This is a genomic window from Candidatus Clostridium stratigraminis, from assembly GCF_045310675.1.
Lineage (GTDB): Bacteria > Bacillota > Clostridia > Clostridiales > Clostridiaceae > Clostridium_AT > Clostridium_AT stratigraminis.
The window spans coordinates 199,807-226,068 of record NZ_JBJHZZ010000001.1 but is presented as its reverse complement, the minus strand read 5'-3'; the positions used below and the strand labels follow the sequence as shown (position 1 = coordinate 226,068).

The 26,262-nt window shown below is 30.9% G+C and carries 24 protein-coding genes; 5 read left to right on the top strand and 19 right to left on the bottom strand.

Going from position 1 to position 26,262, the window contains the following annotated elements; all coding sequences use genetic code 11:
- Positions 1 to 89 precede the first annotated feature (89 nt).
- The 9 genes from ACJDUG_RS01170 to ACJDUG_RS01130 form a co-directional block, all read right to left on the bottom strand.
- Positions 90 to 1,319 (bottom strand): DNA cytosine methyltransferase, encoded by a 1,230-nt coding sequence (locus tag ACJDUG_RS01170; RefSeq protein ID WP_406768044.1) that lies wholly within the window; start codon positions 1,317 to 1,319, stop codon positions 90 to 92.
- On the bottom strand, positions 1,316 to 2,431 hold the full coding sequence (locus tag ACJDUG_RS01165) for a DNA cytosine methyltransferase (RefSeq protein ID WP_406768043.1): 1,116 nt from the start codon (positions 2,429 to 2,431) through the stop codon (positions 1,316 to 1,318). The genes ACJDUG_RS01170 and ACJDUG_RS01165 overlap by 4 nt, the downstream gene beginning before the upstream one ends.
- Before the next feature lie 560 nt (positions 2,432 to 2,991).
- Entirely contained in the window at positions 2,992 to 3,681 is a 690-nt protein-coding gene (locus ACJDUG_RS01160) for a hypothetical protein (RefSeq protein ID WP_406768042.1), read from the bottom strand.
- Positions 3,682 to 3,701: 20 nt separating this feature from the next.
- On the bottom strand, positions 3,702 to 4,751 hold the full coding sequence (locus ACJDUG_RS01155) for a hypothetical protein (protein ID WP_406768041.1): 1,050 nt from the start codon (positions 4,749 to 4,751) through the stop codon (positions 3,702 to 3,704).
- A gap of 831 nt (positions 4,752 to 5,582) precedes the next feature.
- Positions 5,583 to 6,836: a sensor domain-containing protein gene (locus ACJDUG_RS01150; protein ID WP_406768040.1), complete on the bottom strand. Its 1,254-nt coding sequence runs from the start codon at positions 6,834 to 6,836 to the stop codon at positions 5,583 to 5,585.
- Between the two features lie 203 nt (positions 6,837 to 7,039).
- Entirely contained in the window at positions 7,040 to 7,438 is a 399-nt protein-coding gene (locus tag ACJDUG_RS01145; RefSeq protein ID WP_406768039.1) for a (deoxy)nucleoside triphosphate pyrophosphohydrolase, read from the bottom strand.
- A gap of 63 nt (positions 7,439 to 7,501) precedes the next feature.
- A complete protein-coding gene (locus tag ACJDUG_RS01140; RefSeq protein ID WP_406768038.1) occupies positions 7,502 to 8,128 on the bottom strand; it encodes a metalloprotease family protein in 627 nt (208 codons plus the stop codon).
- Positions 8,129 to 8,152: 24 nt separating this feature from the next.
- Positions 8,153 to 8,683: a DUF2569 domain-containing protein gene (locus tag ACJDUG_RS01135; RefSeq protein WP_406768037.1), complete on the bottom strand. Its 531-nt coding sequence runs from the start codon at positions 8,681 to 8,683 to the stop codon at positions 8,153 to 8,155.
- Between the two features lie 142 nt (positions 8,684 to 8,825).
- A complete protein-coding gene (locus tag ACJDUG_RS01130; RefSeq protein ID WP_406768036.1) occupies positions 8,826 to 10,184 on the bottom strand; it encodes a transglutaminase-like domain-containing protein in 1,359 nt (452 codons plus the stop codon).
- 182 nt (positions 10,185 to 10,366) lie between these two features.
- Between ACJDUG_RS01130 and ACJDUG_RS01125 the strand changes: the two genes are divergently transcribed.
- Positions 10,367 to 11,302 (top strand): metallophosphoesterase, encoded by a 936-nt coding sequence (locus ACJDUG_RS01125; RefSeq protein WP_406768035.1) that lies wholly within the window; start codon positions 10,367 to 10,369, stop codon positions 11,300 to 11,302.
- A gap of 135 nt (positions 11,303 to 11,437) precedes the next feature.
- Here the strand turns inward: ACJDUG_RS01125 and ACJDUG_RS01120 are convergent, their stop codons facing one another.
- From ACJDUG_RS01120 to ACJDUG_RS01105, 4 genes are all read right to left on the bottom strand, one after another.
- A complete protein-coding gene (locus ACJDUG_RS01120) occupies positions 11,438 to 12,853 on the bottom strand; it encodes a vWA domain-containing protein (protein WP_406768034.1) in 1,416 nt (471 codons plus the stop codon).
- Between the two features lie 3 nt (positions 12,854 to 12,856).
- Complete coding sequence (locus ACJDUG_RS01115; protein ID WP_406768033.1) at positions 12,857 to 13,987, bottom strand: ATP-binding protein; 1,131 nt, start codon at positions 13,985 to 13,987, stop codon at positions 12,857 to 12,859.
- A 12-nt stretch (positions 13,988 to 13,999) separates the two neighbouring features.
- Positions 14,000 to 14,803 carry a hypothetical protein gene (locus ACJDUG_RS01110; RefSeq protein ID WP_406768032.1) on the bottom strand — a complete coding sequence of 268 codons (804 nt, stop codon included), beginning with the start codon at positions 14,801 to 14,803 and terminating at the stop codon, positions 14,000 to 14,002.
- 176 nt (positions 14,804 to 14,979) lie between these two features.
- The gene (locus ACJDUG_RS01105; RefSeq protein ID WP_406768031.1) at positions 14,980 to 15,477 is read right to left on the bottom strand and encodes a cupin domain-containing protein; all 498 of its coding nucleotides are present in this window, start codon (positions 15,475 to 15,477) and stop codon (positions 14,980 to 14,982) included.
- A gap of 201 nt (positions 15,478 to 15,678) precedes the next feature.
- Here ACJDUG_RS01105 and ACJDUG_RS01100 point away from each other — a divergent pair, with 201 nt between their 5' ends.
- The 3 genes from ACJDUG_RS01100 to ACJDUG_RS01090 all read left to right on the top strand — a co-directional run bounded on the left by ACJDUG_RS01100 (position 15,679) and on the right by ACJDUG_RS01090 (position 19,069).
- Positions 15,679 to 16,443, top strand: a complete 765-nt coding sequence (locus ACJDUG_RS01100; RefSeq protein ID WP_406768030.1) for a SagB/ThcOx family dehydrogenase — start codon at positions 15,679 to 15,681, stop codon at positions 16,441 to 16,443.
- Between the two features lie 89 nt (positions 16,444 to 16,532).
- Positions 16,533 to 17,648 (top strand): tetratricopeptide repeat protein, encoded by a 1,116-nt coding sequence (locus tag ACJDUG_RS01095; protein WP_406768029.1) that lies wholly within the window; start codon positions 16,533 to 16,535, stop codon positions 17,646 to 17,648.
- 257 nt (positions 17,649 to 17,905) lie between these two features.
- Positions 17,906 to 19,069, top strand: a complete 1,164-nt coding sequence (locus tag ACJDUG_RS01090; RefSeq protein WP_406768028.1) for a MerR family transcriptional regulator — start codon at positions 17,906 to 17,908, stop codon at positions 19,067 to 19,069.
- A 107-nt stretch (positions 19,070 to 19,176) separates the two neighbouring features.
- On the opposite strand, the gene ACJDUG_RS01085 is transcribed toward ACJDUG_RS01090, so the two are convergent.
- Complete coding sequence (locus ACJDUG_RS01085) at positions 19,177 to 21,150, bottom strand: ABC transporter permease (RefSeq protein WP_406768027.1); 1,974 nt, start codon at positions 21,148 to 21,150, stop codon at positions 19,177 to 19,179.
- A complete protein-coding gene (locus ACJDUG_RS01080) occupies positions 21,143 to 21,910 on the bottom strand; it encodes an ABC transporter ATP-binding protein (protein WP_406768026.1) in 768 nt (255 codons plus the stop codon). Before ACJDUG_RS01080 ends, ACJDUG_RS01085 begins: the two co-directional genes overlap by 8 nt.
- Before the next feature lie 732 nt (positions 21,911 to 22,642).
- On the opposite strand from ACJDUG_RS01080, the gene ACJDUG_RS01075 reads away from it, so the two are divergent.
- The gene (locus ACJDUG_RS01075; protein ID WP_406768025.1) at positions 22,643 to 23,041 is read left to right on the top strand and encodes a hypothetical protein; all 399 of its coding nucleotides are present in this window, start codon (positions 22,643 to 22,645) and stop codon (positions 23,039 to 23,041) included.
- A gap of 218 nt (positions 23,042 to 23,259) precedes the next feature.
- Here ACJDUG_RS01075 and ACJDUG_RS01070 read toward each other — a convergent pair whose 3' ends face one another.
- The 4 genes from ACJDUG_RS01070 to ACJDUG_RS01055 all read right to left on the bottom strand — a co-directional run bounded on the left by ACJDUG_RS01070 (position 23,260) and on the right by ACJDUG_RS01055 (position 25,729).
- Positions 23,260 to 23,445, bottom strand: coding sequence for a DUF4177 domain-containing protein (locus tag ACJDUG_RS01070; protein WP_406768024.1), 186 nt, complete (start codon positions 23,443 to 23,445; stop codon positions 23,260 to 23,262).
- Positions 23,446 to 23,772: 327 nt separating this feature from the next.
- Positions 23,773 to 23,940 (bottom strand): hypothetical protein, encoded by a 168-nt coding sequence (locus ACJDUG_RS01065; RefSeq protein ID WP_406768023.1) that lies wholly within the window; start codon positions 23,938 to 23,940, stop codon positions 23,773 to 23,775.
- A 377-nt stretch (positions 23,941 to 24,317) separates the two neighbouring features.
- Entirely contained in the window at positions 24,318 to 25,130 is an 813-nt protein-coding gene (locus ACJDUG_RS01060; RefSeq protein ID WP_406768022.1) for an alpha/beta fold hydrolase, read from the bottom strand.
- A 92-nt stretch (positions 25,131 to 25,222) separates the two neighbouring features.
- The gene (locus ACJDUG_RS01055; RefSeq protein ID WP_406768021.1) at positions 25,223 to 25,729 is read right to left on the bottom strand and encodes a hypothetical protein; all 507 of its coding nucleotides are present in this window, start codon (positions 25,727 to 25,729) and stop codon (positions 25,223 to 25,225) included.
- Between the last annotated feature and the right edge of the window lie 533 nt (positions 25,730 to 26,262).

The following is a 26,262-nucleotide window of genomic DNA, read 5'->3' as shown; positions in this document are numbered from 1 at the left end:
GGATACATCATAATATCCTTACCTATAATAATTAGTGTTATTTCTTTTTAGACTGTAAATTGACAAAAAAATATTTATATTACTAACCTTTATATGTTTAAAAAATCATATAATGCTGTAGCTAGACATTTTGCGAATTTAGGCGGAACAGCATTTCCTATCATCTCATAATCATAACTCATATTCCCACTAAACTCGAAATCATCATCAAATGTCTGAAGTCTTGCAGCCTCTCTAACAGTAATTGTTCTTGCTTGGCTTGAGTCAGGGTGAATATGTCTTAACCCATCTTTTTTTAAATGTGCAGGTATTGTATTGCTTGGCATATCCCATTTAAGCACATTATATTTATGAATATTAGACTCTTTTCCTGTTTTTTCTGTATATAGATCTATTAATGACTTAGTATTAGAATATTGATTTCTACCTGATTCAATATCTTGAGCTAATTCTTTAAAAATTACAATATCACGCTTATTATGATATCGTGGATAATGATCTTTTATGTTGGATTTGAATGGCCTGTGTGAGTATGTTCTACCTTTAATTTTATATTCATCATCAGCCGGAAAAAATTTTGGTAAATCACCTATAGCATCAGTAACATTATATATTTTTTTACTCTTATAGTTACATAGAGTTTCATTATAAAAAGAATATAAAATTTGTTGTATTCCTTCACCAAAATAGTACTTATTTAAACCAACTAGAATTACTCTTTTTCTTTGCTGTGGTACTCCAAATTCTGAAAGGTCTAATAGCGCAACTCTTCTTATGTCATCAATAAGCTCATATCCCAAACCCATAAAGCCTTGTTTAATTTTATCAATAATGTTTATTCCATCAGGCTTTGCTGAAAGCATCCCCTCAACATTTTCAAACACAATGAGCTTTGGCTTAAATGCATCAACTACCTTTAGATAACTTTCAAACAAATAGTTTCTATAGTCATTTTTCATACCATCTTTATCCTGAATTCTACCAGCAAGTGAATACGCCTGACAAGGCGGTCCTCCTACAATCAGGTCAACTATTCGGTTGCCTAAAATAGCTTTCAAACCAATACTGCTTCCATACTCAGGATCATCAATCCAACCATTAAGCAATTCATCGGTTCTTTGGATATCAAACCGCATAGCTTTCTGTTCCGCATCCTGATATCCATATTTGCTTTTTAATCGTTTTATTAAAACATCATTAGGCTTCTCATTCCACTCTACGCTTGCGAGAGTATTATAATAACCTGATTGCTCGAATCCATCGAGCAAACCTCCACAACCTGCAAACAATTCTATAGTATTCAATTTATTCTTCATCATTTGTTCTCACCATATTCAATATACTTTTTCAGCTGTTTTGCAATATTGTACGCCAACAGAGGAGGTACTGCATTCCCGACCTGTCTGTTTTGCTGAGTTTTATTGCCTAAAAACTTAAAAGTATCAGGAAAAGACTGTAATCTTGCATTTTCTCTAATTGTAGGAACTCTATTATACTTATAATGAAAGTGATTTCTATGACCAGTATCTATAGTCCTTGATGGTTTGTTTGAAGCATATCTAGTCCAAGCCTCATTAAACTTTCTACTCTCACCATATCCTTCAGGCAGATCTTTATGGTTCCCTCCATCAGGGACCAAAGCAATAGTTGACTTTACCAGTTCAGTGTGAGCAGTAGCCACATGATTATATAATACTGTAATGCCCTCTCTCATTAATCTTTGATATACAGATTGAGGTTCTGAAGTATACACATCCTCTTCCACTCCAAGCTCATATTCTCTACTCTGCAAATCGCTAATTGCTTCACTGCATGTAACATAATTGAAGGGTAAATGGGTAGGTGCAGGAAAGGCAAACACTTTACCAGTTTTCCCAACCAAATCATTTCTAATGCCAACAAAAAACATTCTTTTTCTCATTTGTGGAACACCATAATCTGCAGCTATCAATGGCTTTGGCGTAACAGAAACAGTATAACCCATGTCTGTAAAAGTATTTACAATTTGATCTTTTACTATGCCATTATATAATGTAGCCATCCCTGGTACATTCTCAATTAAAAATGCCTTTGGTTGAATCCTCTTGACAGTCTTAACCATAGCAAGATACAGCTTGTTTCTTGAATCATTTATGTCACGAGATCCTGTTAGAGAAAATCCCTGACAAGGCGGCCCACCAATTACTAGATCGAGCTTCTTTCCATCTCCTAAAATTCTATATATGTGCTTTTCAATATCATCAATTGCATCATCAGTAAATAAATCTGCCTTTAATGCTTCTGATTCTTTATGATTATAACTGTATGTATTTAATGCAGCTTCATCATGATCTACTCCTAAAACAACATTAAATCCAGCCTTTATAAACCCTAAAGATAACCCACCACATCCGCAAAATAAATCTAAAACAGTTAACTTATTTTTAATCATTTATAATTTCCTCCGTGATACATTAAGCAATTGATACATCAAAATTACCTAAAAAATTAAGAATAAATTGCTACATGTTTTATTAAATGAATTTTCCCAAACAAGAACACTCGTTCATATTAAATTATACTTGATGATAAATTGAAGTCAACAGTTTTTCTTATATATCATATATAATTTTTTACAACTGCTCTGTATTCCACATCATAATTTAATTATTTCTCTTTATTATTTATCTGTACATAGTTGAGCAAACTTTCTCTGTTCAGATTAACAAATATCTTCTTATTTGTAACTTTATACTAACACCATACTTTACCTTAAAGCACACTAGAATAATCCTTTCTGATAGAGCTTCAATATATCATGAATATTGATGGTTCACTTAATGTCACATTCTTTAAATGCTTGAATAATATTTCTTCTTACTATTTTTTTCTTGACATAAAAACATCTCTCTATGATACATTTGTTTTACCATAGAAAGATATTATTCATAAGTGATTAACTTTCTTTAAACGACTCAGTAATAGGAGGCATTATTTTTTGCCAACTGTTTTTTATTTATATCTTCTTTTCATATATTTTGAGTGTAATTTATTTTCAAGATCTTCTATATATTTTTCATATGTAAATCCATTTGCAATTAATTCTTTCATTGCAACATTTTCTAAATTTATCATAAGAACGAATGAATATATATTATAAACTAAATATAATAATTCAACGATAGATCTAATTAATAAATATATTAAGGTGTATATTGCAATATATTTAATAGCCAAGTAAACATTAACATTAACATATAAGGAAATAACTATCTGATACGATATTTTAAATATAAAGTTGTATACTATCAAAAAAATAAAATAAATAATTGGCTTAATAAAGTTATATAATATTGTTTTAAATTTACTCTCTCTTGAATTTGAATCATTTATAAGTAAAAATACATAGCTAGTTTCACTTTTTATTAATGTAAAAAAAATAGTACAAGCTGCAATTAGAAAACTAGTTATTCCAACAGAAAATGTAAAAGCATCTGTAAGTAAACTAGAAAATAGATTCATAGTGTTATTACATCTTTCTAAGACAATTGATATTCCAGCCGAAATACTTATATAAATTATAGTTGTTATAATGGTTTTAACTTTAATTTTCTCGTTAATAAAAACTTTAAAAATAAGGTGGTATACATTAGCTTCTATACTGTTTTTCTTTCTCAATATTTTATAAAAACATGAATCCATAATACACACCACCTTTAATATTAATTTTTAAACTTATATAATAAATCACTAAATAAAGTTTGCTTACCTTTATATAATGATGCATTTATTTCACTGTTATCATTTGAAACTTCAGATTTACTTTTGACAAGCTCATATACACTCTTAACAATATCTTCATCAGTAGACTTTTCGTCATATTTAATTGGAATACTTTCACTTACATCTGTAGGTCTTAATTTTATTTTATCATCTTTTCTAGATATTGCATCAATTAGATAATCAAATTTCCCTCTTGCTGAGGAGAGCATCTTTTTTATCGCGCCTATATTTTTAGGACCATTAGCAGTTTGTACTATTTTTTCTGTTCCTATAGTAGTTGCAAAGTTAGATACACTGTCAAGATAATCATCATAGTGATTCTCAGAATTCAACTTATATACATATAAGTTGAATTTTTTTATTTTATAAATTTCTTTAAACTTCTCTTCAATTAATTCATTTGATTCTATTGGTACTATGTTAATCTCTGAATCAGGATATTTTTTATTTAATACTTTCTCAGTAAAATCCCTAATTTTTTTATATTCTACTTCATCATATATAAACTTACTGTTCTTAAGTTCATTTATTAAATCATTTCTTTTTCCTCGTAAAAATTGTCTTACTATTTCCCTAACAGTTTTGCTAAAGGATCTTATATCAGGTGCTCCTTGGTCACTATTTTTAAAATAAATTACTCTATGGTTTCTAAGTAGTAAAATAAATATTGAATATGGTGCGCTTGTTCTCGTTTCCCCTATAGGTACTATTCCTTCTTCTGGAGTAATATCCTGATCAATTCTAAGAAATGCTCTTTTTACATGTTTCCCAATTAATGCATACTCACCTTTACTAATTTCAATTAGCTCCACATCATATAAAAAATATTTTGCAGTTATTTGTTCACCTTTTTTAGTTTCTCTCATTATTTTAGGATTAGACATTGCTGGCAATATTATTGATTGAAAATACTCTAACATTGGTTTACTTTCGCCATCAACATTGAATGTACAGTTAAAATTTGCAATTGTACACATAGTATCCTTCATACTAGAATCCCCCCCTAAACTGTGATTTTTTATAAAGGTTTTAATAGAAATATTATAATGAATAATATTTTTCTATTAAAATAAAAATAAATTTGATATAAATTTACACATATATTATATATTGTAATACACTTCTAAATTTTCAACAATATTTTCACGTAATATTTAAATGATATACAAAATCCTAATTTCTTCACTTATAAATCTAGCTATCTACGCATTTATTTTATTGAACAAATGTATTTTTAGTTTTCTAAAAAGAATTTACTCAAACTGCAACTGGATGATTTAGGATACTAAAAGTTCTTATATGATAGGTGTGCTCCTTCATATTCGCTTAAACTACTTTTCTATTAGGTATTTATCTAAATTTAACTCCCTTAGCTTTGCTTTTAATTCTTTATTTATAAGCTGTTCGTATACTCCTTCTTTCAGCATGTCGAATCACCTCTATTGATTATTATATATGGTATATTCTGTATTAATTGTTGAATTCCTCTTTAAAGTTACATAAAAGCAAAAAAGTATAGATTATATAAAATCTATACCTTTTCCAGTAAACATACAAAAATATAAAGCACTTTCAAGGCCTATATAGGGTCTAAAAAATGCTTTTTTCTGCTAACTCATAGTAGCAAAACAAATTGTTAACAATTTGCTAACAATCCCCGGGGCTCCTTGTGAGGAGTGAAACGACGAGCTTGCTCATATACACATTTTCTGTGATATAGATAGCACCTCTATCTCTATATACCATTAGAGGTTTGCTTTGTTGCATAAAAATAGAACTATGAAAATCATAGTTCTTTCGGCTTATAGTAAGTCTTTTTCTTAATAAATATTATAGGAATTTCCGCCCTTTTGTTTAACGCCATACATGGCAGTGTCTGCATAATGTATCAGTACTTCCATATCCCTCGAAGCTTCGGGATAGATTGCAATACCAATGCTAATACGGAGTTCCAAATCTGTACTGATTAGTTTGACAGGCTTGCACACCAAATTAAGGATTATGTCAGCTAAAGCTAAAGCTTCTTGTTCATCTTTAATTTGAGTCTGAATTACAAGAAACTCGTCCCCACCAAGCCTTCCCACTATACCAGCGGTCCCCACCACTTCTTTAAGCCTTGTAGACACCGTTTTTAAAACCTCGTCCCCCACATTGTGACCATATACATCATTTATATTTTTAAATTTATCTACATCAAAAAGCATTACTGCAAACTTCAAATTTTCTTTTGCTGAAACCTCTAAGGTCTGTTTAAGCTGCCTCATTAAAAATCCCCTGTTTGCAATCCCTGTAAGAGCATCATAGTTTGCAAGATACTTTATCTTTTCTTCAGTTTCCTTTCGATCAGTAATGTCCCTTATAACGTGGATTCTCAGTATTTCACCATTTACATCAATACTTCTTGAGCTTACTTCCACAGGAAAGCTTGTACCGTCTTTTTTAACATGAACACCTTCAAAAACTAAGCCTTTAGCTGCAGAAACCTCCATTTGCTTTTTATAGTCCACAACCATTGACGGATGTCTCAGCTGCTGAATATTCATATTCAAAAGTTCAGTATAGGAATAACCGTATCTGTCCACAGCTGTCTTATTTGCATCCATTATGCTCCCATCGGATTTAAGATACAGGAGTATATCGTGTGCATTCTCGAAAAGAATGAAATACTTCTTTAGAAATTCATTAGCCTTTATAGTATCTGTTATATCATTAAATAATGTGATAATATGTCCCTTCGCCGGACTAATAAAATTAACCTTGAAATGTCTGTCGGATATTTTTAGATAAATATCTGATTGAACACTTTCACCTGATTTTACAACCCTCTTGTAAGTTTCAATCCATTCTGGAGTTATATTCGGGTATGCTTCCTCTATAGTTTTTCCAACGACTTTTTCGTTGCTAACCCCAAATATTTTTTCAAAGGTTTTATTGACTCCTAAAATTATGAAGCTTAAAAGATCCCTTTCATCATTATAAATAGCCTTGCTTAAAAGCACTCCTTCTTCCAGTGAATTAAATAGAATATCAAGATATGATTCATATTCATTATCACAGATGAATTTCTTAAACATCTTTGCAAATCATCCCTTCGTCCATATGAACTTTATATAGATTGAATCTTAAGTCAATATTATCATAAAATTATTTATATATCACCAAATAATACAAAATTTAGACAAATCTTATTAAAGAGAATCATTAAGCCTAGTCCTAAATAAAGAGGTGTTATAGGTCTTATTATTTGACAAAAATAAAAGTATAGCCCATTTAAAGTCTATACTTTTTCCTTCAATAATTGTGTAACAGTTGAAATATCAGCAGGAGCCCACACTAGTGATTCTAAGCACTCCCTTCTAAGCCATAAAAGCTTGGCGTGCTCACTAGCTATTGGAATTCCACTTACTATCTTACATTCCATTGTAATTAAATTTATTATAAAGTTTTCGTATTCATGAGTATTATTATTAAACACTCCTATACATTCAATGTCACATTGAAGCTCTTCTTTTATTTCCCTAACAATAGCCACCGCTAACTCTTCATTTGGCTCTACCTTTCCGCCTGGAAACTCCCACATACTTGGAAGACTCATTTCTGGAGAGCGAAGAGCACATAAGATTTCATTATTATCATTTTCTATTACTGCACCAACAACTTTTACTAGTTTCTTCATGTGTAGCACCTCTAAAACATTAGCATAACTGATTAAAATATATGACCTTTCTAAATCTACATTTTATAGTTGACCATATCTTTGTTTAGAATAGAAGTAAAAAAAACCGTCTTCGGAACTAAATCCATAAATATTATTTTTTCTATTTAACCAGCAGTAGTTTACAATAGCAATATCACCATAGCTACACCATAAATGTAACAATAAAAATATTATTCCACTAATTAAATTACCTTTAGTAATTAATAAGACTAATAATGTTATTAATATAATTGTCAGTAGTGGTGTTATGGCAATTATGATATATTCTATATTTGAAATAACAAAGTTATTTATTTTAGTTACTATTAATCCCTTTTCAAATCCCAATTTCACAGTTCTTGCTCCCAAGAAAATAGAAACTATAGCGTGAATAAGTTCGTGAATAACCATAGAAGGAAAAAATAATATAATTGCCATGCCGAGTTCTCCCATAACAAACTCTAATCTTGATACGTTCAAAAACACAAAAAATAATAGCGCAGTTACTGTTGCAATGACGAATAAATAATAGGAGTACGTAATGATGCTAATTTTTTTTATATTTTCATTTAGAAACAACTTTCCTTCTGATTGTTTGAATTTGTAATAATACTTGTAGTCATTTGATTGGACTATTTCATTTACAGACAATCTCATAACAGTCTCCAATATTTCTTGGAATATTAAGTGACTTTACTTAATAAAAGTTTTTTTAACTCTTTCTGAAAGTATAAAATATGGAATCCATACTAAAGCAGTTATAAAAGGTTTAGCTAATTGTAAATTAGTTAATGTACTATTAGCATTAAAAGAAGTATTTGATATAACTATGATATGTTGAGTTATTTGAAAAATTAGATTAAAAGTTAAAAGTGAAATCATCAATTTAGGGAATAACCTTTTCTTCTTAAAAAAGAAAATAATACATAACAAATTAGTAATTAAGATAATAAAGAAACCTATAATTTCAAAGTAAATAGCTTCCTTAAGACCAGCTTGATAATATTTGGTGCCTATAGTAGTTAATAAGGGCCATGCTTTCGAATTAATAGAGTTAATAGTTTTTATAAAGGTAGGAAGATTTAATACTATTGAAATGCAAAGTCCGATAGCAACAAGAATTAGCCATCCACCAATCTTGTCATACTTATTATTAGACTCTTCGGTAATAATAGTTTCTTCTAATTTAGGTTCACTGCATTGGTTTGAATTAATTTCCCCCATAAAAAATCCTCCTTAAAAAATATTAAAATTTTATATAATTAATAAAAACTTTTCTGGATTCTTTGAATTATTATAAGCCTAATAAATTAAATGGGCAGGATTACCCAGTGGACTCCTACAGCTATTGAGCACTCCATTAACCTTATATCTCATAAATATCCACAATTTCCCTTATATATTCCACATCCTCCTGATAAAGCCCTCCATCTTCATACTCTGCCTCTCCAACCTGATTATCATAAGGGTCAGCCCTGAAAAACTTCTTCTCTGGTACTAAATCCTGCTGAAAATCTGAATTTGCAACCATTCTGAAGGGATCTAGATTTCCAAAATAGAAGTTCCATTTTTTCATGTTTCCTGTTCTATAGCCACTTCCTCCAAAGGATGGATCTGCAAACAGCCAGCCATAAGGCGCAACATAGAATTCTACCCAATCGTGGTTCCCAACATGGGTAGGATTTACATAAAGCCCAGACTGCCATCTTGCAGGTATCCCTACAATTCTGCAAAGAGTTATAAATAAAAGTGCCATTACACCGCAGTCACCCTTTAAATTGTAGGCAGCATATTCTGGTATGTTAATTATGGAGGCATATTCTCTCATAAAGGAATACTGAACATTTTGTGTAACATAATCATATATTTTTCTTGCCTTAAGCAATGGATTCTTTTCATCTTGAGCAATTTCATGAGCTAAATTTACTAAATATGGTGTAAATCTAATTTGAGGCAGCATTTCATCAGTATAAAAATCAGGCTGCTTTTCTGAAACCATATTTGGATCTGGCAGGTTGCATTTAATATGATTTTCATAGGAATACTCCACTGTAAACTCTTCTTCACCTGTAACCTTCTTTTCAAAGTAAACAGTCCTTTGCATATAATCCTCTGGTGATATAAATTTTGCTTCTGGTGAGGTATTTATAAGTTTTATATTCTTTATTTGCTGAGCTTCCTTTGGAATTGGAAGCTGCACCCTGATTGTTTCACCTTCTCTTACAGCTTCCTTTTTAAGCCTTAGTCCAGCTTTTACATGTATAAAATACTTTTTTTCACCCTTATTAATTATTTCCTCAATAACATCGTTTAGAATATCTGTATTGCCTGTTTCCTTATCCTCATGATCTTCTACAAGCCTATCTGATATATTGGGAACCACTTTTATAATAGTTTCTAAAAAATTTTCATGAAGCATTACCCTTCCATTTATGTATATCCAGTCAGCAAACCTTTCATCCATCATTCTTTGAAGCTCTTCACTACTAAAATCCGCTATTTTCTTTAGAGCCATTTCCAGTGCCTCATCAAAGGAATATATGTAATCCAAAATAAGTCTTCTCATTCTTCTTTTCTCATAATGAAGTCTCTTTTTAAGCAGCTCTGGAATATTTCTTTTCATGTAGATGTTAATAAGCCTGTCCGCAGAATCAAAGTCTCCATACATTACATATCTCTCAACATCCTCAGGAATCCCTAAAGTCAGTGCTTCTAACGAATACATAAAACCACCCCCAAAAATCATATAATTTTATATATTATACCAGTTTAGACTTAACTATTCCAATTTATTTCATAAGTATTACATTAAATATATTCTTAAATAAAAGGGTAAATTAACTGTAAAGTGAAATTTTTCTTATATTAATACAAAAATTAATTTTTACTTCAATGAGGTGTTCTAAGATGTCAGAAAAGAAGTTGGCAGCAAAGAGATTAACTGAAGCTTATAATAATGCTCAAATTGAATACTTTGATAATAATTCTAAATATATTTTTTTCAGTGACTGTCATAGAGGAGACAGCACCCCAACTGATGAATTTGCAAAAAATCAAAATATCTTTTTATTCGCATTAGAAACCTATTTTAATAATGGATATACTTATGTGGAGGTTGGCGATGGAGATGAACTTTGGGAAAGCTCTAATTTTAAGCCTATAAGGCTAGCACATGATGAGGTATATTCTCTAATGAAAATGTTCTTTGACTCCAAAAGATTAATCATGTTATATGGCAATCACAATATATGCTTAAAGTATAGGAAATTTGTAGAAAAGAATTATTATGGATACTATGATGATTATAATCAGGAAGAATTAGAATTATTTCCAGGAATAACGCCATATGAATCAGTAGTATTTAAACATAAAAATACAGGGCAGGAAATACTAACTGTTCATGGTCATCAAGGAGACAGAATGAATGACAAGTTTTGGCACTTTACAAGGCTTACAGTAAGATATTTTTGGAGATATCTTCACTCTATAGGATTTACAAATCCAGCTAGCCCCGTAAGAAGTGCTGATAAGATACATAAAATTGAACGTATATATAGTTATTGGATTAAAAAGAACAAAATTATGATTATCTGTGGACATACCCATAGACCACATTTCCCCAAAGTCAATGAATTACCTTACTTCAATGACGGATCCTGCGTAAGGGCAAGTGGAATACAAGGTATTGAAATAGTAGATGGAAAAATAATGTTGATTCAATGGATGGTCAGTACTGACTTCACAGGTGATCTACATATAAAAAGAAAAATATTAAGGGGACCAGAACCAATTGAAACATTTGATTTAAGAAATAGTAATGAAAATCAAGCATGTGATAAATAATTAAAAACACGCAGAACTTATGCTCTCTGCGTGTAATTATATTAAATACTATCTTAGCTCAATATTAATTTCTTATCCTAGTCCTTTTGCAAGCTTATTTAGAAAATTTAAATTCTATCCAATTTTTTTTATTTATTAGATTCTCTCCTGATTATTCATTGAAAATCCATCTCTTATAACATCTTTTAAATCCGGTGTATCATCTTTTATTTCAATATTACTCAGCTTCTTAACTGTTCCATAGGGTTCCTTTAAGGAAAGTTTCTCTCCTCTTCCTGAAATAACCCATAAAATTTTATATCCCCTAGGTGTTACTTGAAGCTCATTTTCTCCTTTGCCGTCAGTAAAATACACTAGCAAGTTAACCTTATTATTATTGGCATATTCAAAAACTGGAGAAAACCTAGTGCCGCCTCTTTCATTACTTCTTTCTTTTACATCATTTATAGATTTAGCTTTGTAGGTACGCCTAATTTCAGCATCACATTCTATAATTGTAATTTCATGATTATAATTTTTTACAATACCCAGTACTTCTTTAATTGCCTGCTTAAATTCTTCATCACTTATGCTCCCGCTTATATCAAGTGCTACAGCAATTTGTGGTTTATGACTTCGAAGTTCTCCCATTAAATCTAGTCTATTAGGCTGTCTTCTATTTCTTCTAGTTATAGTCTTCTTTTTATCACTTTCAATAGTTCCCATTAACCGATGAAGATATAAATTCCAAGGAAGTTCCCCCTTGCTTTTTTTAAGTGCTGCAATCATACCTTCTAAATAGGCTGGTATTGTACCTTTTTCAGAATTACTTACAAACTTCTCAGTAAATTCATTAAGTGTTTTTTCATCAATATCATTTGAGTCTTCCCAAAGGTCATGTGTTTTTTCAGGACTATATTGAGTTTCTATATTGTCATCTTTATTGCTCTCATCAATATCACTATCATCCTCTGCAGCATCCTTGTCTTCTTCTAGTAAAGCAATAGCAGTATGAAGCTTTTCCACATAATATTCAAAGGGCTCAAAAGGCTTAAGCTTTAAGGAATAATTTAAATTTACCCATTCTAAAGTAGTGGCATAAGGAGGTAAATTATTTAAATATTTATTTACTACTACATCCATAGCCATATTAATAGCTATTTTGCTGTACCTTCCCTTAAATTCCCTTGCTCTTGTTAAATGCATAGATAATACATGAAGTATTTCATGCTTAATTGAACTTTCCATTTGCTCTATATTAAGAGTTAAAAAAATTATGGGATTAAAATATATAACATATTTAGCCTTTTTAAAATTCACAGCTGTAGGACTGCTTATATCAAATCTAATCTCTCTTGACATTTGAAACAAGAAATACCCATAGAAATTATCTTTGTCTTCCATAAGACCTAAATTAACCTTATTTACAAGGCTAAAGAACTCATACTTATAGTCTTCAGGTACAGTAATTTGGGCATCATTATTTCTACGGTTTTCTTTTAGAAAGGCATCAATAATTTTATAGGCACTTTCATAAAGCCCTTTTACGGTATTCTCAAAATTACCTTCCATATGTTATCCCCTTATTAAGCTGTGTGCCTGAAAAAAGGCTTCTACAAAGGCTTCATTTTCTATGGCATATTTGTATACTTCTGTATAGCTATTTTTAATGTCCTTCATGATTCCTATCATTAAATCCACAGGATATATTTTTAGTAACTCAATAAACCTATTAACATAATAACTTGAGTCAAAATCATAGTTTTTTACATTTGCATCTAAGCTTTTTAGAATATTCTTTGCAGTTAGATAAAGTCTTGTATGGCTTTCCTTTCTTACTCTTTCTGTGATAGCTTCATTAAGGGAGTCTCCTGAAAGAACATCTTCATAGGATATTAATGGATTGTAATCTGCTTCAAGAAAGCTAATAAACTCTTCGGCAATAAGTTTTCCTACATTTCCTTTTATAACATTTAAAAACACAGCTCTAGGTATTGAAGCACTTCTCTCCTTATAAATTTTATAAAGCTTAGAAATTCTTTCATAGCTTCTTGGGGTTGCTCTTATATCATCTTCATTTGTTTTACTTAAATATTCGGGAAAGGTCCCAATAAACTCTATAACCTTTTGATCAAGCCCTGCAGCTATTGCCCAATCTAACCACTGCATATAATCAGGCTCCATGTATAGCCACACAAACCTATTTTCTTGTGCCGCATCCATATCCACAACTTGATAATCAAAATCCGAACCATATTTACTTGAAGGATTCATAGCTGCTAGTATTTTTACGCCTTCATTTAACTTGTATCCATTAATTTCTCTATTTAATATTAGGTTCATTAACTCCTGCTGTACTGTATGTTCACAGCGATTTATCTCATCAATAAATAAAAGTACTGTTTTTCCTTTAGCTATTTCCACATCAATTTCCCTTAGCTTATTGTGAATGGCATATACAGTAGTTTTCTTTTCTATCATTTCTCCCTTATCATTAACTGCTGCATAAGCTTCTATAGTAGGTAGACCACCTATTTCACCTTCTTTAAGAAGATTTCCATCTATAACAATTAAACTCCAATTATTTTCCCTGGCAATATCCTTGGCTAAAGCAGTTTTTCCTATTCCGCTTTCACCAACTATTAATGGTACTTCTCCTGTCGCTAGTACCAGATCAACACTTTTTAATGTATCTATAAAATTCATTTTATTTCACTCCTATATTATCTTAAGCTTCTCATCTACAGCCATTTTCTTTGCTTTCTTACTTCCATATTTATAAATAAACATTATCTTATCCATTTCCATAATGTCACTGTTCTTATCTAGGGTATTATAATTTAAAAAGTCTCTTACATATTTTTCTTCCACATCTTCCTTTGATAATTCACCCTTTAATACTTCTTCTAATTCTTCTTTAGAAACTTCCTTCATTACATATTTAATCACTAAAATATTAATCTTTAGAAACTCTAGTATCTTCTTCTTGTCTAAATCGTTTATAAATTTAATAGCCTCTTCATTATTTTTTACAGCTATTAGCTCTGTATTATAGGTAGGTGATTTTATATATCTTAGTGCATCATAGCTTATTTTTACTGCCTCTTCTTGCACACTCTCAAAGGGCTCTTTTATAAGCCTTATAGCATCGTAATTTTTTCTTACAGCTAATAGTTGAAGCTCCTCACTTGGATTATCAACATATCTAATAGCCCATCCAGCCTCACTTACAGCTAAATTAATTACAGTTATAGTTGGATTTTTAATATACTCTAAGTTCGGCCATCCAGCTTTTACAGCTTTAATCATCATTTCTTCAGTAGGGTTATTAATAAATTTAATGGCTGCTGGGTTATTTTCCATAGCTAATTCTTGCATTTCCCTGGTTGGGTTATCTATATATTTTAACATAAGACCATTAGTTTTAATGGCTAAGTATTTCATCTCATCTGTTGGATTATCTATAGCTGCTATAGTATTAGGATTAATCTTTATCATTTCAAAAAGCTTTAATTTCTCCATAGGGTTCCTTTCTTTCTGTATTACTCATAATCTACTTTATAATCAATAATTATTATCAATAGAATTATACCACTATATAGCAAAGTGGTCTATAAATGCAGTAGAAACAATAGTCATATAAACGCAAAAAAGTCGCAATAAATGCGGCTTTTAAATAATGGTGAATTTATAGTACTCTATTTCGTTAACTTAATAATTACTTGTTCATACTCAGGATATATTTCCAATAAGTAGTTCCTTTCAAACAACTCAAAATCTTTAAATTCAAAGCCTGGAGATACCATACAACCAACTAAAGCATAACCTTCATTGTTCATTGCAGAACCAAATATGTAATCCTTAGGAACTAATATTTGAGGTTTTTCTCCCTTTTCAATATTAAGTCCAAGTTCTTCTGTAATAAGTTCTCCTTCAGGTGTAATCATATAAATAGTTAGTGAAGAACCAGAATGATAGTACCACATTTCATCAGATTTTAATCTATGAAAATTTGAGACTTCACCATCTCTAAGTAAAAAATATATACTAGTCCAAAGCTTTCTTGATTCTTCAATTACAACATTTAATCTTCTATCTGATATATTTTCACTTGAAACAAAACTTTCTTTATAAAATCCACCTTCTGGATGCGATATCATATCTAATTTTTTCACAAAATAATCTGCTGTGTACATTCAAATGCTCCTCTCATACTTTTAATTATATAACCACTCTTTATGAACATTCTAGTACAATCTTTTCACTCAAAGCAAGCTTAAAGCCTTAAATTAATATGTTTAAAACATAAAAATTACAAATATAACGTAGGTTACTGGCATTTTCATATCTAATGTTATAACATTAAAGTAAATAGATAAATATAAAGAGGTATAAATATGGGTATAAGATATGAACAGCAACGAAATTTTCTAAAATCCAATTTTAATGAATTTAAAAATGTAAAGACAGATAAAATGAAAGGAGTACCGCAGCCAATAAGTGTTAAAGAATATGACACGCACTCTAAGGTTGTTGATCTTCCGAAGGTAAATGAAGACATTGTAAAAAATCAAAATATTTATCAATGCATAAAAAATAGAAGAAGTACGCGACTATATAGTGAAGAAGAAATAAGTCTTGAGGAGCTATCCTACCTACTATGGGCTACCCAAGGAATTACTGGAACTAATAAGGGAGGTCTTACTCTTAGAACTGTCCCTTGCAGTGGTGCTACTCATTCTTTTGAAACCTATTTATTTGTAATAAATGTAAAAGGACTACAAAAGGGAGTCTATAGGTATCTCCCAATAGAGCACAAGCTATTATTCATGTTTGAACTAGAAAGCGTAGATACGAAAGTAGATGAAATTACCCTTGACCAGCCTTTTGTGGCTAACTTTGCTAGAAAAGCAGGAGTAATATTTGCATGGAGTACTACCCCATATAGATCTGAATGGAAGTTTGATATAACAGCTCACAAGAAAATTCTAATAGATGTAGGACATATTTGTCAAAATCTTTATTTAGCAAGTGAGTCTATCGGCTCAGGAACTTGTGCTATAGGGATATATGACCAAAAAACCATTGATGAACTTCTAGGATTAGATGGGTATGAAGAGTTCATAGTATACCTTGCTGCTGTTGGTAAAAAAAGAAATTAAAAAGTTAAATATATTATAAGTATACACAAGTTTATTAATATAAGGAGGTAGTTGAAACGAGAAGATCATTTCTTGCGCTTTATGCGTTAATGTTTGTAATTATTATAATCGCCTATAAAAAAAGTGAGTTTGCATTTTGGGGATTTTTAACTGTACTTTTAATCTTTTCATTAATAATAATCTATATGACTGTTAGAAACTTTAAAGCTATAAATAAGGGTGCTTATCTTGTAAATAGAGGCAATTCTGAAAAAGCAATAGAGCATTTTTCAAGATTATTAGAGAGTTCAAATAAAACTATAAGAGCCTTGCCTTTAGCTTATAGAGGAATGGTTTATTTAAGAATAAGAAAATTTGATTTAGCCTTACAGGACTTAGTGGAATCCTGTAAAATTAAAAAGCTTCCATTAATTAATATTGTAAAAGTTGGTGTTGTATATACTGAGCTTAAACAATATGACAAAGCACTTAAGTACTTTTCAAAGGCAGTAGAGCTAAAACCTAAATCTAGCGCTGCATATACAAACCTGGGATGGTTCTATTTACATACAAACGAATACGAAAGAGCTATAGAGAACTTAAACAGAGCAATTGAGCTTGTAAGTGGAGAATTTTTAGGCAAATCAAAAAGTCTCTGCACTGCATATAACAATTTAGGTACTATATATATTAAATTAGAAGAATATGCTAAAGCCCATGAATATCTATCTAAGGCAATTAAGATAAATTTGAAAGCTTCGGAAACCTTGGTAAAAGCTAATATTTATAAAAGCTATGCTTACTTACAAAAAATGATTGGAAATATTAAATTATCAAGAGATTATGCTTTAAAAGCTATTGAGCTAGATCCATATGATTTTTTCTCACATAAAATTTTGGCTGAAATTAATCTTATAGAAGATAACTATGATGACTTTTATAAAAATTTCGAAATTTTCTTAGAGAAAAAAGGACTCAGTATTGATAACCAAGACATTGAAGATGTAGTTTATGAAAAAGTAAAAAATGAAGAAAAGTTTAAATTGTTAATCCAAAATAAATGCAGTAAGGTAAAATATAATGATCTAAATACTTCTATAAATGATGACGAAATACTTTCTTATAACTTTAATGCCAAACAAGATAGTAAGAATAAAAAATTAGTAATCCTTCTTATTTTTTTATTTATTATAGAAATAATTAATCTACTTATGATAAATAAATAATTTCCTCCGATGATACTTTTGCTATTTAATTAGAATCCTATGTATATGTAGTATTTTCCTTTTTTAAATAAGCAGAGTGACCAAAAACAGTGTTAATATAGGTGAATATTAACGCTGTTTAATTTTTTTAAAAGTGTTGACCCTGACATTATGTCATAGTGTAATATTAAATTAGAGGTTCATAATGCTAATAAAGCTCGTGCCGGCAGAGCATTAGGTGGTATTAAGCTTCTCAAATCAAAATTTGGGGTGAAGTTATGAGAACAATAAAACAAGTTTCAGATTTTACAGGACTAAGTGTACGTATGCTGCACCACTATGATAAGATTGGATTATTAAAACCAACTAAATTAACGGAAGCAGGTTATAGACTTTATGATGATGAAGCTCTTGAAACCCTGCAGCAGATTTTATTTTTTAAGGAACTTGATTTACCACTAAAGGAAATTAAAGAAGTCATAACGAGTCCTGGCTTTGATAAGTTGAAGGCACTTGAAAATCATAAGAAATTAATCATTTTAAAACGGGATAGATTAAATGGTTTGATAGAGCTTATTAATAAAACCTTAAAAGGAGAGAATAGGATGAGTTTTAAAGAATTTGATATGAGTGAATATTATAATGTACTAGAAGAATTTAAGAAAGAAAATAAGGATAAAGTAATTAGGCAGTTTGGAAGTGTAGATAAATTTGATGAAATGATTGAAAAAATAAAAGCTGGAGAAGCAAAGCTTGCCAAAATGGCCATAGAGGAATATGGAAGTATAAAAAAATATGCTGAAGCCGTAAAGAAAAATTTGAATAATAGTCTTGCGATAACTAAAGCAGAACAAATTGATGAGTTTAAAAAGGATTGTCTTTATGATAAGCATCCTAAATTAAAAGAACTATATAAAAGGCTTACTGCTGACTTAAGCAAAGATCCTTCTTCAAAGGAAATTCAAGAAATTGCTGGTGAAATAACTAATACAGCTTCAAAAGATTATGAAGCTTTTAAAACTAATATGGGAGACTATTATTGGTATACTATGGTACGACTTTACTTAGTATTTCCTGATTGGATAGAAGAAGTTGATAAGAAATATGGAAATGGTGCATCTAAATTTATTGGAAATGCTTTAAAAATTTATTTAGGCGATTATGAGCCTAAAATAGAAACACTATATAAAAAGCTTACAGCTGATTTATATAAAGATCCTTTCTCAAAGGAAATTCAAGAAATTATTTCTGAGATAGTAAATGAGACACAATTGCAGCATGAAACTTTGAAGGTAGAGGTGGGAGAAAATTATTGGAGCTATCAGGCAGAGCAGTATTTGTCAGAGTCTGCTTATAAAAAAGTATTGGTTGAGAAATATGGAGCTGGTGCATCTATATTTATTGGAGAAGCCTTAAGGTTTTATGCTAAAAATAATAAGTAGTCTCCCATATAAGAAACCCTTAAATAGTGTTAATTATAGAAAAAATCTCAACAAAATAGCAGTCCCAATTGGAGGCTGCTATTTTGGGTCTTCATTATTAAAATAAATCAGCTGACAATTTTATAATAAACTCGTGAAGTAAGGAAATAAACAATAACATAGAAAATGACAAATACAAAAATCGTTCCTGCTGTGCAGCTTACAAACAATTTAACATTAGTTAGATTTAATACTGAAAGAAGCTTAACTATAACCTTAAAGGCAAAGGCAATATGAATAATTGCTGTTACAAGTGGCAGGAAGAACACCATAAGCACTTGATTGCCAATTGACTTCTTAATTTCTTCTTTGCTCATGCCAACCTTCTGCATAATTTCAAAACGTTCCTTATCATCATAGCCTTCTGAAATCTGCTTATAGTATATTATTAGTACAGTAGCCATAATAAAAAGTGCTCCAAGGAAGATACCTAGAAAGAAAAGTCCTCCGTACAGAGAAAAGAAAGTTTCTCTGTATGCTTCCAAGCCTTCACAACTTCCATTAACAGATAATTGCTTTATTTTGCTATTAATTTCATTAGCTAAAGCAATTTCCTTTTTTGCATTGCTATCCGTATAAAAGGCAAAGTAATAAGATAAATCCCCCATTTTGCCATTAGCTTTAGAGCTGGAACCATATATTTTCTCAATTGTTTTCTCATTAGGTACCACAATAAAGTAGCCATTAGCAACTACTGCGGAGGCAATCCCATCCACTGTCATGTTATTAATACGTTTCTTTATTTTAAATTCATTGCCTAAAATATTAATACTGTCTCCAGCTATTTCTCCCCTATAAGTAAAGAGCAGCACTTCATTTTCCTTTAAAGAAATAGACTTATTTTCCTTATTATTATATTCGCTTAATGGTATAAAATCTAAGAAGCCTATATTGTTTGCGTTTAAGTTATTGCTTGAATCTGTGAAGCAATTCTTATCCTGTATCATAGGTAGAGACAAAGATCGGTATTTAACTATATTTTTCATAGCAATATTATCTTCATCTGCCTGAGCTTTGATAAGATTATTAATCATCTCTGCTTTTTCTTTAGATACGTTTTCTGCACTTATTGAAATATCTCTTGGATATCTTGTTCTTAGCACATCTTCCATACCAATATATAACGATACTGTAGTAGATATCATCACAAGAACAGTAGTTGAAAGAATACAAATGTTAGCAAGTCCTATTGCATTCTGTTTCATACGATAAATCATACCAGACACATTTATAAAATGATTAGTCTTATAATAAAATTTCTTATTTTTTCTAAGCTTTTTTAAAAGAGCAATACTTCCTGCAGTAAACAATGCCCAGGTTCCTATCATGACAAAAATTACTGCCAGAAAGAACATATTAAGTGCAGCTAAAGGCGACTCTGTAGTTAATGAAATATAGTAGCCTGCTCCTAGGCTTAGAACTCCAATTAAAGTAAGAATCCACTTTGTCTTTGGCTCTTTTTCACCAACCTCACCGCCTTTTAGAAGCTCAACAGGCTTTGAAAGATGAATCTGCCTTAGATTGTTTATAAGAGTTAATAGAAAAGTAAAACCAAAGAGAATGACAGTTTCAATTAAGGACTGAACTGATATGAAAAATCCCATAGTCACTTTAAAGTGTAATATCTTAAGAAGCACTAAAAACATAAGCTTGCTTACTGCAATTCCTAAAAAAACACCCAAGGCCATGCTTAAAAGGGCTACAAAAAAGGTTTCCCAAAACAGCACTTTGGCAATATGCTTTTTCTCCATACCCAAAATATTATATAACCCCAGCTCTTTTTTACGCCTTTTTATAAGAAAGCTGTTAGTATAAAAGAGAAAAATCACGGAAAAGAAGCAAATAACATAGGTTCCTAAATTAAGAATAGCTTTAAGCTGTGCTCCCCCAGACATACTATCTAAGCCCTCATTTACCGATATAAAGTGCATAATATAAAACATGGCAATAGTGCTTATGCAAGTTAGTATATATGGGAAATAAGTCTTTCCATTCTTTTTAATATTAGTTACAGCCAGCTTCTGATATAATATCTTACTCATTTCTAACACCGCCTGTAGCAATTATAGTAAGAGTATCAGAAATTTTTTGATACATTTCTTCTTGGGACATGGAGGCTCTATAAAGTTGATGGAACACCTCTCCATCCTTTATAAAAAGCACACGGCTTGCATGACTGGCTGCTTTAGTGCTGTGAGTAACCATTATTATAGTCTGTCCTTCTTTATTAATATCATTAAACAGACGAAGAAGCTCATCACTTGAGTGAGAATCCAGGGCTCCAGTAGGCTCATCTGCAAGAACAAGCTGTGGATTAGTAATTAATGCCCTGGCAACTGCTGCCCTTTGCTTTTGACCTCCGGATACCTCATAAGGATATTTTTGCAAAAGCTCACTAATATTAAGTTTCTCTGCTATTGGCTTTAAGCGGCTGCTCATTTCGTCAAAAGACTTGCCGGATAAAACTAGAGGTAAAAATATATTATCCTGCAGGGAAAAGGTATCAAGAAGATTAAAGTCTTGAAACACAAAGCCAAGATTATCACGACGGAACCTAGAAATTTCCTTTTCCTTAATATTCATGCTGCTTATTCCGCTTAAAACTACCTCACCGCTTGTAGGCTTATCTAGAGCTGCAATGATGTTTAAAAGAGTAGTCTTACCTGAGCCAGATTCCCCCATGATAGCTAAATATTCACCCTTTTCCACCGAAAAGGACACATTGTCTAAAGCCTGAACATGATTTGAACCAAAACGGGTGGTATATATTTTTTTAAGTTTTTTTACTTCTAATAGTGACATAACTTTTCTCCTTTCACTTGAAACACTGGGCAGTTTCAGCTTACTCGTTCCCACTCGTAAACTACCCGCTAAAGTCCATTTAGGACTTTGGCTTCGCCCACTGCGCAGTTTGAGCTTACTCGCTCCCGCTCGTAAACTGCCCGTTAAAGTCCATTTAGGACTTTGGCTTCGCCCACTGGGCAGTTTGAACTTACTCGTTCCCACTCGTAAACTGCCCGTTAAAGTCCATTTAGGACTTTAACCTCCTCACTGGTCACACTGGGCATTCTAATGGTGCTCATTTCTCTTATCATGTTCAGTATAGCAAAAGGAAGAAATGTCTGCCTTAACTTTGGCTTACATTTCTTCCTCTAACCTTACGTCTTTGTAAGGTTGATATAATTCCTAACTCATGAGTATTTAAGGAGAATATATTTAAAATAGCCATTTGTAATACTTTTACTACTTTTTACAAACCAATGCTGCAGATCCATAACCACAATTTCTGAAATGAAAGTTCTCTACTGGTTTGTCTGTTATAATATCTTCTACATTTCCGCATTTACATATAAGTTTTGTAAAAATCACTCCTTCTGTTAAAGCTTATATCACTATTGGAGAAAAAACAAAAATCCGATATCAGAACATTTTCTATTTTTATTTTTTATATTCAATTAACTTTAGTGGCAATGTAAAACTAACTGCATATTATGTACTGGGACAAGATATCTATAAAATCAGGAGGGATTTAATATGCCAGATGGATTTAGTATTGCAAATAACTTAGCTCGTCATATTGGACAAACTGTAACAATATTTACAACAAGTGGTGGAGAATCTGGAAGAGGATTTACAGGAGTTTTAGCTTCTGTTAATAGAGGTTTTGTTAGATTAATAGTTTCAATTGGCTCAGCACCAGGATGTGCCCTTGGCAATTGTTGTGATGAAGAAAGAAGAAATAGAATAAGAAGAAACTCTGAATTTAATAATGAACTCGGTGAAATGGACAATGAAGAAAATAGAAATACTGAAAGAAATAATGACAGAAACAGATTTGATTGCAATGGAAGAAATTTCGGAGATATAGTTGATATTCCAATAGATAGAATTGCAGCATTCGTTCATAATTCTGTAGGAAGCAGCGGATGGTAACTTGTTGAAATCTCCTATATAAAGGCACTATTAAGTTTTAAATTTGATAGTGCTAATTTATTTTGTTTGTAGTTAATGGTAAAAAATAAAGCCCTGAAAAATCAGAGCTTTTTATTTTACGGACCTAATAGCTGTTTCTTCTTTAAATCAATTTCTGCTTGTGAAATAATCACACTATCAATGTAGCCAACTTAAAAGAAAATTAATGATGATTAACATTATGATTGCTTCTTTTCTCTTTTAAATATAAATATCAACATACAGCCAAATATATCTGTAGATTGGGTATGGACAAATTCCCAACCTTCATTAGAATATTTCTTAAGAATAGTATCACATTTCTCTTTAAGTGATCGTGTAGTATCAAAAAGCGAACTAATTATCTCTGTTTTATATTCCCACATAGTATCCCCCCATTTTTTTGAAATTACTTTGTCATAAATTATAAGGATGCGCAAATATAAAATATAAGATTGCAGCATCTTTTTATGCTGTTGTACAATACTTTAACAATACGTCTAACTGTTATTATTATATTCTGCATTCAATTTACAATTCTTCAAAAAATAAAAAATCCCAAGTATATTTACTTTTCTTTTTATTGGCTCATAATACTCACATGTTTCATATTTTCCATGCTATTACATTACTTTTTCATATAATAAATAGCTGTAGGCTTCAAAAGTTTCTACAGCTAAAAGGGAACTTAAAACAAAAGTAACTTACTTATATTACCACCAACAACTTGTTCTTCTACGGCGTCTTCTTCTACGGCATCTTATACAGCAGCATCTTACACAACAACAGCAGCAACATCTATGAAAGCAACATCTGTCAGAAATAAAACTATCAGAAAAGTCATCATCTAAAAATCTGTCACTTTCAATTCTACACCTCAAAAATCATCACCTCCTTTTTAGCTTGTCCTAATTTATACTATAAAGAAGTTATTAGTTTGGTTACAAAATCTATATTTTTAATGCGTAACATATTTAAGTTTTAATCATAAAATGGTATTGTGTTCCAAAGTTTCACTCCACTAACAAGAGTTTGAATAATGAGTGTTGTAGATCCCCCTTTTTTAGTAAATAAACTCTTGTTAGTTTTTTATTTGCTGTTTTTAGGCAGCCTCTTTTCTTTCTTTGGTCTGAACTTATTTTATTCCTATAATCTTTACAGGTTGCCATATACATTTAACTTTATCAGCTCCTTAATTTTAAAAATAAAAATACTGTAAAATCCATTTCTGGTAAATACAGTATTTATATTTCTAGCTTTATTCTTCAATAAACTTCATTAATTCCTCATTGAATTTATCTTGTTGATCATAGAATGTTGCGTGACCACTAAATTCAAATGGTATAAGCTTTGAGTTCTTGATACTTTTATTTTGTATTTCACCAAGTGAAAATGGAACAACTTTATCATGGATGCCATGAATAATTAAAGTTGGAACATTTATAGTTTCTAAATCAGAAAACAGTACTTCATTTATCCAAGTATTTGCAATAGCAGCAGTTGCCCACCCTGCCGCCTGTAATCCCAATTGAAAAAACCAATCAGAAAATGGTTCAGTAATATACTGAAAGAAAAATGTGTCGCCAAAATCTTTCAGCATTTTAGGACGATCAGTATATGTTCCCTGAATAATTTTGATTACAACTTCTTTTTCTAAACCATATGGAAAATCCTGACGCTTTATAAGGCTAGGAGCTGCTGCATCAATAAGAACAAGCTTAGATACTCCGTGTCCTTTATGTCGTCCCATATATCGAAGAGCAATTGCTCCCCCTGTTGAATGCCCTGCCAGTGTAAAGTCATGTAATGAAAGCGCTTCTACCACACACCGAACATCATCTGATAATCTATCGTATCCGTAACCATTCCAAGGCTTATCTGAATTTCCAAATCCTCTTGTGTCTATTCCTATGCATCTATATCCCATCTTTGGAAGCTGATTGAATTGATATTCAAATAGCTTATGACTTCCAGGCCAACCGTGTAGAAATAAAATTGTCTTTGTACTCTTAGGGTTAAGATCCTCAACATAAACTTTTACATTAGGTTCTACTTTTACATAGTACCCCATTTATAACCTCCAATAAATAATTAACTATTATTAGGTTATTCAATTAAAAATAAATTTATGAATTGCTGAGGGATCCATTAATAGAGTATGTTCTATTTACCAACAAATGTAGCTGATCCATTATCTCCGCTGTATGGAGGAGCTCCTTGAACCGTCACATAACAAATTATTAACTTATACTCTTTCCCGCTTGGGATATTTTTGCTAAAAGTTAATATAAAAGTATTTCTTAAGCCATTTACTGGGTTTATTTTAACTAAATTATCAGTAAGCGAATTATTTGCATTTGCTTTTTCATTTTTACCAAGTGTGGCTATGCCTTTAGGAGTAAAATTCATTGTATCTTGAATCCAGTAGTTAGTTGCCTTTGTTCCTAGTTTTAAGTCTACATCTCTATCATAACTAATTTGAATTTGATTTGGCGAAATCTGTTCAAGACTTACAAGCTTCGGAATAGGGAATTCTTGATTTCGCTCCGCATTGCTTATCGCGGTAGTAGAAATATCGACAATAGATTTAGCACTCACATTACTTTCAGAGAATACCTGGACTGCTATTACGGTACATGCAATTAAAAAACAACTTAAATATTTCTTCATAAACTCCTCCTAGTATATTTAAAAATTATTGTGCAAAGTTATCTTTCCCTAAAATTATTAAATATACTAACATCCTAAAAATAACATACCGCATGCTTTATATATTTTTACATTCTCTTCAATATATACTTTCTTATCCAACTAATCACCTTCATTATTAAGCGATTTTTATATGAGAATATAAAATTAAAACTATATCCCAAAGTGCTTATATACATACAAAATATATCTTTTGAAATAATAAACATAATCAACATTTATAAGAGAGGAAATAATTATGGATAATATAGTTGATTTCTTGGGTAATTATAACGACCTTGTTGTTAGCATATCTACATTTATAGGGCTAATAATTATTGTTGTTGGTGTCTATATTCTTTGCAGTCCCTATAAAAAATGATATTCTTTCTTAGTCTAATACTTGAATTACCACATAAAAATACCGCAAAATTCAACCATGAATAATGCGGTGTTCAAAATAATTATACGTTTGTTATTGTTGTGACGTTAAGTAAGAAGATTGTGTTATAATA

Coding starts and splice junctions, on each gene's coding strand:
- ACJDUG_RS01170 (WP_406768044.1), bottom strand. CDS start 1,319: ATGATGAAGAATAAATTGAATACTATAGAATTGTTTGCAGGTTGTGGA.
- ACJDUG_RS01165 (WP_406768043.1), bottom strand. CDS start 2,431: ATGATTAAAAATAAGTTAACTGTTTTAGATTTATTTTGCGGATGTGGT.
- ACJDUG_RS01160 (WP_406768042.1), bottom strand. CDS start 3,681: ATGGATTCATGTTTTTATAAAATATTGAGAAAGAAAAACAGTATAGAA.
- ACJDUG_RS01155 (WP_406768041.1), bottom strand. CDS start 4,751: ATGAAGGATACTATGTGTACAATTGCAAATTTTAACTGTACATTCAAT.
- ACJDUG_RS01150 (WP_406768040.1), bottom strand. CDS start 6,836: ATGTTTAAGAAATTCATCTGTGATAATGAATATGAATCATATCTTGAT.
- ACJDUG_RS01145 (WP_406768039.1), bottom strand. CDS start 7,438: ATGAAGAAACTAGTAAAAGTTGTTGGTGCAGTAATAGAAAATGATAAT.
- ACJDUG_RS01135 (WP_406768037.1), bottom strand. CDS start 8,683: ATGGGGGAAATTAATTCAAACCAATGCAGTGAACCTAAATTAGAAGAA.
- ACJDUG_RS01130 (WP_406768036.1), bottom strand. CDS start 10,184: ATGTATTCGTTAGAAGCACTGACTTTAGGGATTCCTGAGGATGTTGAG.
- ACJDUG_RS01125 (WP_406768035.1), top strand. CDS start 10,367: ATGTCAGAAAAGAAGTTGGCAGCAAAGAGATTAACTGAAGCTTATAAT.
- ACJDUG_RS01120 (WP_406768034.1), bottom strand. CDS start 12,853: ATGGAAGGTAATTTTGAGAATACCGTAAAAGGGCTTTATGAAAGTGCC.
- ACJDUG_RS01115 (WP_406768033.1), bottom strand. CDS start 13,987: ATGAATTTTATAGATACATTAAAAAGTGTTGATCTGGTACTAGCGACA.
- ACJDUG_RS01110 (WP_406768032.1), bottom strand. CDS start 14,803: ATGGAGAAATTAAAGCTTTTTGAAATGATAAAGATTAATCCTAATACT.
- ACJDUG_RS01105 (WP_406768031.1), bottom strand. CDS start 15,477: ATGTACACAGCAGATTATTTTGTGAAAAAATTAGATATGATATCGCAT.
- ACJDUG_RS01100 (WP_406768030.1), top strand. CDS start 15,679: ATGGGTATAAGATATGAACAGCAACGAAATTTTCTAAAATCCAATTTT.
- ACJDUG_RS01095 (WP_406768029.1), top strand. CDS start 16,533: ATGTTTGTAATTATTATAATCGCCTATAAAAAAAGTGAGTTTGCATTT.
- ACJDUG_RS01090 (WP_406768028.1), top strand. CDS start 17,906: ATGAGAACAATAAAACAAGTTTCAGATTTTACAGGACTAAGTGTACGT.
- ACJDUG_RS01085 (WP_406768027.1), bottom strand. CDS start 21,150: ATGAGTAAGATATTATATCAGAAGCTGGCTGTAACTAATATTAAAAAG.
- ACJDUG_RS01080 (WP_406768026.1), bottom strand. CDS start 21,910: ATGTCACTATTAGAAGTAAAAAAACTTAAAAAAATATATACCACCCGT.
- ACJDUG_RS01075 (WP_406768025.1), top strand. CDS start 22,643: ATGCCAGATGGATTTAGTATTGCAAATAACTTAGCTCGTCATATTGGA.
- ACJDUG_RS01070 (WP_406768024.1), bottom strand. CDS start 23,445: ATGTGGGAATATAAAACAGAGATAATTAGTTCGCTTTTTGATACTACA.
- ACJDUG_RS01060 (WP_406768022.1), bottom strand. CDS start 25,130: ATGGGGTACTATGTAAAAGTAGAACCTAATGTAAAAGTTTATGTTGAG.
- ACJDUG_RS01055 (WP_406768021.1), bottom strand. CDS start 25,729: ATGAAGAAATATTTAAGTTGTTTTTTAATTGCATGTACCGTAATAGCA.